10 protein-coding genes are annotated in these 11284 nt (G+C 68.8%); 6 read left to right on the top strand and 4 right to left on the bottom strand.

The window, feature by feature from the left end:
* The 6 genes from VN520_RS10530 to VN520_RS10555 form a co-directional block, all read left to right on the top strand.
* On the top strand, nucleotides 1–487 hold a 487-nt coding region (locus VN520_RS10530; RefSeq protein WP_325746603.1), incomplete at its 5' end, for a hypothetical protein.
* A 198-nt stretch (nucleotides 488–685) separates the two neighbouring features.
* Nucleotides 686–2458, top strand: a complete 1773-nt coding sequence (locus tag VN520_RS10535; RefSeq protein ID WP_325746604.1) for a hypothetical protein — start codon at nucleotides 686–688, stop codon at nucleotides 2456–2458.
* Between the two features lie 204 nt (nucleotides 2459–2662).
* Nucleotides 2663–3061 carry a hypothetical protein gene (locus tag VN520_RS10540; RefSeq protein ID WP_325746605.1) on the top strand — a complete coding sequence of 133 codons (399 nt, stop codon included), beginning with the start codon at nucleotides 2663–2665 and terminating at the stop codon, nucleotides 3059–3061.
* A complete protein-coding gene (locus VN520_RS10545; protein WP_325746606.1) occupies nucleotides 3058–5211 on the top strand; it encodes a hypothetical protein in 2154 nt (717 codons plus the stop codon). The genes VN520_RS10540 and VN520_RS10545 overlap by 4 nt, the downstream gene beginning before the upstream one ends.
* Nucleotides 5212–5547: 336 nt before the next feature.
* Nucleotides 5548–5769, top strand: coding sequence for a hypothetical protein (locus VN520_RS10550; protein ID WP_325746607.1), 222 nt, complete (start codon nucleotides 5548–5550; stop codon nucleotides 5767–5769).
* Nucleotides 5770–5903: 134 nt separating this feature from the next.
* Entirely contained in the window at nucleotides 5904–6092 is a 189-nt protein-coding gene (locus VN520_RS10555; protein ID WP_325746608.1) for a hypothetical protein, read from the top strand.
* Between the two features lie 57 nt (nucleotides 6093–6149).
* Here the strand turns inward: VN520_RS10555 and VN520_RS10560 are convergent, their stop codons facing one another.
* The 4 genes from VN520_RS10560 to VN520_RS10575 all read right to left on the bottom strand — a co-directional run bounded on the left by VN520_RS10560 (nucleotide 6150) and on the right by VN520_RS10575 (nucleotide 11283).
* Nucleotides 6150–8222, bottom strand: a complete 2073-nt coding sequence (locus VN520_RS10560; RefSeq protein ID WP_325746609.1) for a hypothetical protein — start codon at nucleotides 8220–8222, stop codon at nucleotides 6150–6152.
* Between the two features lie 40 nt (nucleotides 8223–8262).
* A complete protein-coding gene (locus tag VN520_RS10565) occupies nucleotides 8263–10269 on the bottom strand; it encodes a hypothetical protein (protein ID WP_325746610.1) in 2007 nt (668 codons plus the stop codon).
* The gene (locus VN520_RS10570; RefSeq protein ID WP_325746611.1) at nucleotides 10266–10964 is read right to left on the bottom strand and encodes a hypothetical protein; all 699 of its coding nucleotides are present in this window, start codon (nucleotides 10962–10964) and stop codon (nucleotides 10266–10268) included. The genes VN520_RS10565 and VN520_RS10570 overlap by 4 nt, the downstream gene beginning before the upstream one ends.
* A 184-nt stretch (nucleotides 10965–11148) precedes the next feature.
* Nucleotides 11149–11283 carry a helicase associated domain-containing protein gene (locus VN520_RS10575; RefSeq protein ID WP_325746612.1) on the bottom strand — a complete coding sequence of 45 codons (135 nt, stop codon included), beginning with the start codon at nucleotides 11281–11283 and terminating at the stop codon, nucleotides 11149–11151.
* Between the last annotated feature and the right edge of the window lies 1 nt (nucleotide 11284).

Below are 11284 nucleotides of genomic sequence, written 5' to 3' on the forward strand. Positions count from 1 at the left end.
GGAGATCCCCCGCATCCCGCTCCAGTACGACCGTGCCGTCCTCGCCAGAGCGGTGGTGCGGGAGAAGCTGCACACCACCACGGCCGCCGCCGTGCGGGGCCGGGCGTACGACGTCGTCGCCCACCAGCAGGCGGCGATGCCCGAGCAGCTGCTCCCACCCGAGCCGACCGACCCCGAGCACGACGACCAGGAGCAGAAGCCCGGCCGCCGCGAGGCGCTGGACATGACGGCGCTGCGGGCCCTGCGGGAATCGCGCACGGACGTCGAAGCCCTCGATGTCACCGCCGAACGCCTGCGCCACCTCCAGGACGCGTTCAGCGAGGCGGCCGACCGGGCCCACACCACGATGAATCGCTACACGCGCCGCGACGACACCGAGACGCCGCACCCGGTGCGCCGGGACGATCAGCAAGCGCACCACCCACAGGATCCGGGACCGCACCGCGGCCGCGAGGCCGCGGCTTCGAAGAACAACCTCCATGCGTGAACAGCGACAGCCGCTGGCGTGTTGCGGAGGTGCTGCCGCACCCTGGACCATGCGGGAAGTCGGGAAGTCGGGAAGTCGGGAGGGCGGGAGGGCGGCGAAGGGCCGCCCCCTAGCGAAGGCCGTACCGTCGCTAGGGCGAGGGGATGTCGCCGGGGCCTGGCCGTGAGAACAGGGGACAAGCAGCAGATGGTGACGGGGATGGGCGAGGTGTGGTCGGGAGCTGAAGGTACATGGCCTGACGGGAGGGAGCCACACCCTTCGGTGGTATCCCTGCGAGCGGCCACACGAGCATTGCGCTTTCATCTGGACACGCTTCCTGCGGTGTTCCACTTCGATGGGCCGGGTGACCAGTTCCTCGCCGAGTCGGCATTCCCCTACGCCCGTTGGCGATATGCCTGCGCCGACTCGCTGCTGGGTTCGGGGATAGGGGGAACAGTCGTAGGGGCGCTAGCCCGGAGTCTGTTCGATGACGGCCTGCTGTGGCAGTGGATTGCCGAATCTCCCGCGGAACGACGGCAGGCGCTGCTGGGCAGCATGCTCGAGGAGCGCGACCGGATCTGCGGTTTTCTGTCCGCCCACGAGGTGAGCTGCCCCAATCTTGCCCGGTGGTTCGTTCCGCTGGACGGCATCACCGACCTGACGGGAGCGTCGCTGGCAGCGCTGTCGGCACCGTCCCTGCCTGATGGTTCGGAACTCCTCGACCTGTTTCTTGCTTCCTCTCCGGTTCGACCGGCGCAGCCGGTGCTGACGGGCGGAGGCATCGAGGATCTCCTCAAAGCTGCGTGGGGCATGCTGGCGATGTCCGGGCTCCGCGGAGCGGTGATGGTCCTTGGGCATGCCGGGCACGGCAACCTGCTGGGCATGCAGAGCAGCCTGGCTGTCGGCGGGGTTCCCGGGCATGATCTGCGGGCTGACCACGAAGCACTGTTCATGCACGTAGCCGCCGTCGGCGTCACCGTGACACTTCTGGGCGCGTGCGCAGCCGTTCCGGAGTCCTGGCCGCCGGAGGTGGAGCAGGCCGGTTTCCTCAGGACTCTGATGCGGCTGACCGAAGAGGTGGTTACCGCGGCAAGCGCGGTGCACGGACTCGGCGATCCGCGGCCCCCTGCCGGCGGCCCGCCGAAAGTCAGGGTCAAGGTCCGGGACAGGCGTCTTCGCTCAGCGGCCGTCATCGCCAGCGGCGATGTGCTGCCGGACATCGGCAATGCCAGTGCGGTCGTTTCAGCGGTCCGGAAGTACGACGCTTTCGTGAGCAGTTGGGTCACGAGCCCCTGGGCCCATGGCGACCCCAAACTAGCGAGCGTTCTCGCCTACAGCGGTGCTCATTCGACGTTCGCGACCGTCATGAGCGGTTTCGACGAGCATGCGGCCGTCACGTCGGTTTTCGCCGCGCGGATGCTTCTGGAGGAAGCCGCCCGGTTCACCTGGCTGGCCCAGGACGCGGAGGACGACGAGGCCTTCGTCCAGCGGTCCACCCGCTACTTCGACGAGTTCCGAGCAAGGAAGAAGAAGACGATCGCGCTCTTCTCCAGCAACGGAGTGGCCCGCGCGGCCGCCACGAAACTGTTCCAGATGCCCGACAGCGTCATCGAGGGCCCGGAGACGATTTCCAAGGGCCGCCAGCCCTTGCCGCCGATCGACGAGATGCTCCTGCATCTGGGGGCGCCCTACCCCGAGCCGGGATGGCTGCCGGTGGCGTACTCACTGCTGAGCCAGGTCACGCACAGCACGCCCATCGGCCTGGTTCATATGGCCCGCTACCGTGACGGCACCCTGTCCGCCCACGACATCTCTCCCGAGATGCTCGCCCTCGCTCTGGACGTAGCCTGCTTGGGCAGCGCCCGGCTGCTAGGCATGTCCGGCCTGATACTGACGCACGGCAGCGACGAGGCCCGCCAGTACGCCTTCGGCCTGGAGGAACGCGCTCTGGCAGTACACGACGCAGCGCGCCTGGTGCACTGGCTGGACTGATTCGTCGTGCGCCGTGGCGGCGGCTTGGACAGGGCTGGGGCTGTTCGCGCTCATACGCATCCTCGGCAGCGTGAATGCCCCGACCGTCTGATTTGAGCCATTCTCGCCAACTCTGTCTCTCTGTGCAGACTTCTCTGAAACTGTTCCTGATTGCAATGGGTGATCATTCGGTCACCCGCTGGATCTTGGATGGGGGCGAGGGCCGTGTTGGATCAGGCACAGCTGGTGGGAATGGCGGGGGCGGCCGCAGCTGCATTGGTCGCGGAGATGGCCAAGGAGAGCTGGGCGTCGATGCGCTCTCTGGCAGCGCGACTCTTCCGGCGAGGTGGTCAGGAGGAGGAAGAACGCCAGCTCGCCCGGCTCGACGCTGACCAGGAGCAGGCGGCCACGCTGGATCAAGCGGCCCTGCGGGAGAGGTGGAGCCGGCGGCTGCTGACCCTGGTGGAAGACTTCCCCGAAGCAGCCGACGACCTGGCGGCGATGGCGCGGCGCAAGCCGGAGGAGCAGCAGAGCGGAGTGAGCCAGAGTGCGGAGAACAACACTGGTTCCGTCATCCAGATCGGCAGGGACAACTCCGGCAGCTTGAACACGGAGCGAAGGTGACCACGCCAGACGGGCAGGGTTTGCCCCAGCCCCGCACCAGCCCGCCACCTTTCGGACAATCCGCTGTCGGCAACCTTGGCCCGACCGTCCAGGTCGGCGGTTCCAACACCGGCAACATCAACATCACGGGCCGACCGAAACTGCCGGTCATCGCCATTGCACGCGGTGACCGGGAAGCAGCCCTGGAACCGCTCTGGGCACACACGCCTACCCCACAGCAGGCCGCAAATCTCCTTGCAGCGCATGGCCTCGCCGTCGTCGTGGGAGAACGCGGCACAGGACGGCGTATCTCAGCAGTCCGCGCCCTGCACACCCATCTTTCCACCTCCTCAGGGGCTCCCCAGCTCTATGACCTCGCAGCCGACTGGGAGGACGACGAGGTCCCGGAAAGGGAAGTCCTGCCCGAGCCGATCGCCGGGCACGGCTACCTGATCGATGCTGCCTCGCGCCTGATGTCCGAGAATGCCGCCCGCGCTCTCACGACCTGGGCGGAAGAGCTGCACGCTGTTGGCAGTTGCCTGGTCATCACCGGCAGCCAGCGGGACTGGCGCGGGGACAACCGCTTCGAGATCGGCGCGGTACGCCCTGACGCAGTTCAGGTCGCACGCAATCACCTCGCTCATGCCGGCAGCCACGCACAGGCGGGTTGGCTGCAGACAGATGTCCAGCGCGCTGCGACACGCGGCCTGCTACGCCAATCCGTTCCCGACCGGACCGTGGGCATTCTGTCCGACCTCATCACGCGCACCGTCAGCCCCGGTGACGCGGTCGCGATTGCCGGGCGCCTGCGCAACATCGACCCCGGTCGACTCGCCCGTGCTGTCGAACACAGAGAGAGCCCACCCGATTCGCCGGAGTACCAGCAGGGGGTCAGGGAACTGCGGCGCATCCGGGAGGAGGTCCTGCTGTGGACCAACTTCCTTGAGGAGAAGCTCGCCGGCTCAGGTACCCGTGGCCCGGACCGGATGATGCTGCTTGCCGCTGCCTATCTCGAAGGCGCCCCTCTCGAACTGTGCATCAAGGCGGCCACCGCGTTCGGCTCCCGCGATGAAGCACTCGCACGCCGCTACCGGGAAGGCCGCAGCCCCCGGCGCCGACTGGCTGACGTCGGTGTCGAAACGGCCGACGACACTGCCGCCTTCCACAGCCGCCCCGGCTTCGCCCTCTCCGCCATCCGTACGGACTGGCACCACTGGGCCGATGAACGAGAGGAAACCAGGGACTGGCTCGCCCGCATCACGGCCCCTGATGGCATCGCCAAAAACTGGGCCGAGCAGATCGGATCCCGGCTGCTTGACCTGTCCATTACAGCGGTGGAATCCCCCTTCTTCCCCATCCTCGACATCTGGACCAACACCTCCCCCGACGAACAACGCCTTCGCATCGTCACCGCACTCATCACCCGAGCCGCGGAGACCGAAGAACTCGCACGAGCCGCCCACAAACAACTGCTGGACTGGGCGACAAAGGGCCACTCCCATCGCCGCATGGTCGTCGCTCAGGCCTGCAGCGGCCGCTACGGCATGCGATGGCCGCACATGGCGTTCGTCCGGCTACGCCACATCCTGGCCCTCGACGACGAAGCAGCCCGTATCGCCGCCGGTGCCCTGAGCGCACACGCGGCCGCGAGTACCGACGGGTTCCAACGAGTCGTCGACACGGTTGAGACCTGGTTCGAGAGATACCCGACTCATCTCGCCGGGCCCCGGGCCTTCCTAGCGCTCACCGACCCCACCCACAGCGTCCTGGACACCCTCATGAGCGCGGCACAAGCAGCCCCGGCCATCCGGGACTTCTTGATCAACGGCTGGATGCAGACCCTGCGACAACCAGACGTGCGCGACCACGCCCACCAGATCCTCCTCGGCTGGGCCCGAGCCGCCCACGAGGGCCGGCTGAACCGCACCACGACGTTCGGCATCCTCACCGACGTTCGCAACGCCCACACCCCGCTCGACGCCATGTCCCGCTTCCTGTACGGAAGCCCGGACCAAGACGACAAGGCACTGATCGAAGCGCGCTTCGCCCTGGCTAACCTCCGGGCCTGCAACCACACCCAGTGCTCCGAACCCCACTGCCCACGCAAGGAAGCTGTCGGCCCTCTCCCGGACACCAGCACTGCTGGAGGCACAGGTGAATCCCCATCGTGACGCCTCCACAACACGCATCAAATTTCCGCTGAGCCGGTGGCTGCTGGCACCACTGACCACATGCCGCGCCCGGCGTCTGGCAGCGGCTTACGGGCCCGGCATGGACGCCCGCACCGCCTGGGTGCTGGCCCGGACAACCACCCATCCTGAGGAGATCCCTTTCGCCATGAACCACCTGAGGCAAAACGAAGAAGACGACTCGTAGGCGATGAACCATCAGCCGTTGGCCATCGTGACGGGCTGACGAAACAAGCAGCGGGGCCGGACAGGGAGTGATCCTGTCCGGCCCTGAGTACGTCCGCAGCCGCAGCGATCCGGACGCGGGCCACCGCCCTGGTGGCCGTCGATGTCGTCGCGCCCGTGTTCGTGATGAATGACGAGTGCGTGGGCGGGGGTATGACCCAGGAGCCCTTACCGACGCTGTGCGAGGGTTGCGACCAGCTGCGCGAGATCGACGGGGAGCAGGCCCGGCCGGACGCGAGGCGCCAGGACCCGGAGCAGGAGTCGACCATGCCCGGGCAGAAGGCTGCTGGCTGGTTCTCCCGCCTGCGCGGCTGAGCAGGGAAAGCCGCCGGCACCGGGGAGCAAGCACAAGGGGACCCTGGGCTCTGCCGACGCCCGCTCTGTCGGAAGCCGGGACGCTCGAGTTCTACCTAGGCCGAGACGTCCTTACCGGCTTCGACGGCCAGCTGGTGCTACTGCCGCTCAACGCCGTCGGCGCCGACGGGTTCACCTCGAAGGACGAGAAGGCCATGCAGGACAGGTTCGAGCGGAAGTGCGGCACCGTGCTGGCCGGTCCTCCCGGGAAAGAGCCCGAAGGCGACTGGAGCGCCGTGCACGCCATCATCGCCACCGTCCTCCACGCCTTCGACCCCGCCTAGACCTGACCCGGTCCCGGCCGCCCGAGGCGTCAACAGGGTGACCGGCCCGAGGAAGGGTCAGGTGGTGACGCGGGGCATACGTAGTGCGGACGGGGTCGGGCGCCCGATCGGCAGGATGCCGACCACGATGAGCCGGGGTACCTCGGTGGCGCTGCGCGCGTGGTGGATGATCCAGACGCTGTCCTCGATGCTCCGGTAGCCGCTGGCGTGGCCGCTGTCGTCCCCGACCAGGAGCACGCCGAACGGAGGGCCGGTGGCGGTGTAGTTGGCGGCCTGCGCGATGTAGCTCTTCTTCATGCGTTCGCGGGTCCATCTGGTGTCGCGGCGTTTGACCTCGGCGACGAAGCGGCTGCCGGGCTCGGGGGTGTAGGTGACGTCGGTGCGTCCGCTGGCGACGTCGATGAGTTCGCGCTGCACGGTGCCGGGGATGAGTGTGCCGGCGAGGTGCTGGTGGAGGTCGTCCTGGACGTGCTTTTCGTCCCAGTGGTCGGGACTGCCGTCGGGCTTCTTGTCGGGGCAGGGGCCGAGGTAGGCGGTGCGGGCGCCGTAGTAGTCGGCCTGGGCGTCGAACCGGTCGTAGAGGAACCGCAGGAACTGCTCCAGCAGAGTGGTGAAGTAGGAGCTGTCACGCTGCGTCCAGGCGGGGCTGGTGGCCAGCTCCCCGAGCAGGGATTCCAGGTGGGCGTCGAAGCGGGCGTTGCCGCTGGGGGTGTAGCCCTTGGACTGCTGCTGCAAGAGCTGCTCGATCCGATCCAGGACCAGCGGGTCGAGGTCGTCACGCAGGCCCGAGGCGTCAGCCTGGAAGAGCCCGGCGAGAGCAGGGCGGCCCTCCAGGGCTTTTCCCGGCATCACCTGCCCGGTCGACGATGGTGCCCGCCGCTGGGTCTGGACGACCTCATACAGCGCCCGCGCGTCGGGGGAGCCGGTGAACTGCGGGTCGGTAGTGAGGGCCTGTTCGAGGTGGTGCAGGAGGCCGTCGCTGCGTACGAACGCGGCCTCCACCGGTGGGCTCACCAGTGCCGTCAGGCCGCCGGATCCGTCGGTCCGGGTGGTGTGGATGCTGCGGCTGGCGACGTAGACGTCCAGCAGGTCGCCGAGGGTGCTAGCCGGGTCGTACCAGCTGGGTTGGTCCAGGTGGGTGCGGGCGGTCTGGAGTGAGGTGACGAGCCGGGACCAGGCGCTCTGCGCAAGTCCGCGGGCGCTGAGCCAGTCCAGCCGGTGCATACCGCGGGTCCACTCGGTCAGCAGAGTGGTCGTGGCATCCAGTTGGGCGGCGGCCTGGGCCAGGCGCTGCTCGGAGGGTGCGGCTGTTGCGGGCTGCTGGTCGAGTTCACCGAAGGCGAGGACCGCGTCGACGGCGGCGGCGTGGGCGCGGGCGTCGAGCCGGGCCTCGTGGGTGCGGTCCAGGTCCTTGAACCGCATCAGTGCCCGGCGCAGATGGTCTTCGACGGCCGAGCGGTCGGATGCCTCCAGCGCGCTGCGCATGTCCGCGACGGCCAGTTCGAAGGTAGCGTCGGCCCGGGTGCCCGCAGGGAGATCGGTCTGGTTCTCCAGTGCGCTCAGGACATCGAGCAGGGCGTCGTCGCCGAAGTGGTCGTGGGCAACGCCGACCAGGATCGGCAGGCGCTCCAGGGCCTCGGACGGCTCGTCCCCGGTGATCTCGGCGAGCAACGCCATGAGGCGGTGCGGGGTGGCCGTCTGCGCGACGGCCAGGCGTAGTAGTCCGGCGACGGACGGCTGGGCGAGGGCGGCATCGGCGTCGCCGGCGAGCGCGGCCTCCACGTGTGCGGCAAGGTCTCGGACGGTGCGGGTGCCGAGGCGGGTGGCGAGCGCCGGGTGGGCGCACACCACGTCGATCGCGTCGGCCAGGACCCAGGCGGCCTGGGGGTTCCGCAGCCCCTGGGCCGCGGAGTCGAGCAACTGCCGGGCCTGGTCACCGTCCACGGCGTCGAGGTCGCGGCCGAGTGCCGTGAGCAGATAGGGCAGGAGTGGACCGGCAGCGAGCTGGTCGGCCTCCGCGATCACCGCCTCGGCACCGCCGAGGTCCGCGATCGAGGGCCCGGTGTCCAGCTCGTCGTCGGTCGCGTTGCTGGCCCAGGCCTGGAGCGTCTGGTCCACGCTTGGGGCCACGGTCCTCTCCTTGTCGCCGGCCGGTTCGCGAACGAGCAGCTTAGAACAGGTGTTCACCGTCGCTGGTGATGAGGTGGTCCTTCGGCAGGGCGTCGACGAGCTCGGGCTGCGCCGTGGTGAGAACGACCTGCAGCTCGGGAAGTTCTGCGGCGATGGCCTGCAGCTCGGCGATCAGGGTGCGGGCTGGCACCTCGGTGACTTCTTCGGCGGCTACCGAGTCGATCAGAAGGAGGCCGGGGTGCGTGGCCACGCCACGGTCAGCACTCACACGCAGAAGCGCGATGACGGTCGCGATCCGCATGCGGAGCCGGTCGCCGCGGCTGAGCCTCTTGAACGTGGTCTTCACCCCGGCCTTGACGGCGTTGACCTTGCCGGCGCGGTCGAGTTTGACGCTGTCGAGGTTCTGCACGCCGAACCGTGTGGCGAGCTCGACGATCGCTTCGTTCATCGCCGGGAACAGCTGCTTCGCCGCAGCGTCGACGGCCGCGCGGACGGCTTCCTCGGTGGCGGCCAGGACCTGGGCGGACACCGGGACCGGCGGAGCCGGAGGCGTCGATCCGGTCGCCTCGAGCCGTCCGCGGAGCTCGGCAGCCCGGATCTCCAGGTCACGCAGCCGGTCGTGGGCCTGTGAGGTGGCAAGTCCCTGCTCCAGACCGGCCGCTGCCTCGCGATGGTCGGCCAGAGCACTCTGCACCGCCTCCACAGCCCTCAGCCGCCGGTCGGTTGCCTCCCGCTCGGCATCCTGGGCTCGCTCTAGGGTCTGTTCCAGCTCCGCCAGCAGCGCTTCGGCGGTCTCCGGGTCGACCTCGGGCAGCGGCCGCGTGCACACCGCACAGTTCGCCTGCTCGCGCTCCTCGCTGCGCCGCACGCTGCCCAGCGGCTCCTCACACCGCGGACAGCACACCGGGTCCAGCCGTCCCAGGACCCGCCGGGCCTGCCACGTCTCCCGGGCATCCAGTAGCCCCTGCTCCGCGCGCATCCGGGCGCCGGACACCTCCGTGAGCGTCTGCTCGGCCTCCTCCAACAGCGCCCGCATGCCGCGCAGCTCCGTCGCAGCCTGGTCGGCGGCCCGCAGGAGTGGGGAGATGTCTTGGGCAGCCGTCCGGCGCCGCGCCTCGATCTGCCTAGTCACGTCGGCGATTTCGGTTTGCCACGCCTCGCGCTCGGTCCGGCGGGCTTCCGCGTCCCCTTCCGCGCGGCGCTGCCCCTGGGTGATCGTCTTCTTCTCCCGTTTCCCGGCGACGGACAGCTGGGTGAGGGCCGTGCTGTACGGGATGTCGACGAACAGCTCCATGAGCCGTCCGGGCAGGCCACCGGCGACATCGCCGAGCAGGATCTCGTCCCCACCGGGATTGAGGTAGCAGGCCCCGAAGTACGACGCCCAGCCGTGGACCTGCGGGGCTCCCTCGCCGTCGGCGCCGCCGGTCACCTGCCACAGGTTGGTGTGCTCCATACGCATCGCGTCCAGGAAGAACTCACCGATACACCGGCTCACCTCCTCGTTGCCGGATGCTGTCGCCAGCAGACGAAGCGCTTCGTCGTCTGCGGCAAGCAGATGGTCGGTGGACTCCCCGGCGAGGATCCGGCCCCGCAACTGGGGGTGCGGCTGGTCATCGACGTCCAAGACGATGCGGATCGCCCGGCCCGCCACTGCGATGTCCACACTCAGATGCCGCAGCCACGATCGGACATCGGGCGGCAGATCGCGCGGCCCGCCGCGCAACGGGAAGACGAGGAACTCCAGCAGGCTGGTTTTCCCAGCGCTGTTGTCCGGGTGGACGATCGCCCACACCCCTGGAGTGAAGGGCTGCTCCACGGTGAAGTCGTCGCCCGAGTGCTTCGTGCCGCTGGCGCGCAGCCGGATGATGCGCAGCCGCCGGTCGGCGGCAGTCGGGCTCTTCAGGGTGATGTTCGCCTCGGCCAGAGTCCGCTCGACCTGCACCGGCGTTAGCCCCAGCTTCTCCGCGACCTCCTTCAGGATGTCGCTGGCGCTCGGGGCGACGGTCAGGTCCTTCGCGTCGGAGCGGGCCGGGCCGGGCGCGGTCATGAAGCCTCCTGGTCAGTGTCGCCCGTGGCTCCCGGGCCTGGTGCCGCTTGAAGTTCGCGCAGCCGCTCGCGGGCCTGCTCGGTGATGGGGCCGATGTGCTGGCCCCAGGGGGTGTCGGCGTAGTCCCGCAGCAGGTACTGCCGGTCCTTTAGCTGTGTGCCGCCGAGACCGTCGACCAGGTCCACGACCAGGCGGGTGCGCTCGACGTACCAGGCCAGCGCGGGCGCCTCGGCGACCATCGACTGCGCCACCTGCCGGCCCCGCTCCAGCAGGAAGTAGATGTGCTCCACCACGCGCTCACGCCCGAGGACTTGCGTCTTGCGCAGCAGCCCCCGTTCCACCAGCGGCGCCAGAGCGTCATCGAGCTCCTCGAAGGCGCCGTACTTGTAACGCAGCATCGGGAAGCGCCGCAGATCCGATTCCTCCGACTCCAGAATCTCTGCGGCAAGCTCCAGCAGCCGAGGAACGTCCGGAGCGGCCACGTACTCGTTCATCAGCTCGTAGGCCAGGTAGTCCGGATTACGGACCCAGAAGTCGAGCTTCTGCAGCCGCACCTGGGTGTGGACCACCCCGACGGTCGCCGGCGGCACCGACTCGCCTTCGGCCGCCGGCTTTGCGGCGGCGTCGATCAGCAACAGCAGCCGCACCGAATCCTGCCAGCGAGTGGCCCGACGTACTCCTGCGGATCCGACCATCACGCTCCTCTGGATCGGTACACACCCTAGGTCCTGAACATCATCCTGACAGTGTGTTGAGGTGAGTGGGGAGAAGTCGGCGCGAATCGGCGCACCAAAGTCGCGCCGGTCGCCAGAGCCTGACCAGCGGGCTAACTGGTCCAGGTCTTGACCGAGCAGACCGCGGTGACGACGACGCCCACCATCAGGACCACCGCATCCCGATCGCGGACAGCAGCTCCATCCGCTCCGGCGTCAGCGTCGCCGCCCGGGAGCGCTGGTTCCCGATCCAGGCTCCCAGCTTGTGCTCCCGCTCCTCCTGGTCCTCGCCGCCGACGATC

This window comes from Streptomyces sp., from assembly GCF_035563135.1.
GTDB lineage: Bacteria > Actinomycetota > Actinomycetes > Streptomycetales > Streptomycetaceae > Streptomyces.

Bases quoted from the DNA above. Each gene is read 5' to 3' on its own strand.
- VN520_RS10570 (WP_325746611.1), bottom strand. From the start codon at position 10,964: ATGGTCGGATCCGCAGGAGTACGTCGGGCCACTCGCTGGCAGGATTCG.
- VN520_RS10565 (WP_325746610.1), bottom strand. From the start codon at position 10,269: ATGACCGCGCCCGGCCCGGCCCGCTCCGACGCGAAGGACCTGACCGTC.
- VN520_RS10535 (WP_325746604.1), top strand. From the start codon at position 686: ATGGGCGAGGTGTGGTCGGGAGCTGAAGGTACATGGCCTGACGGGAGG.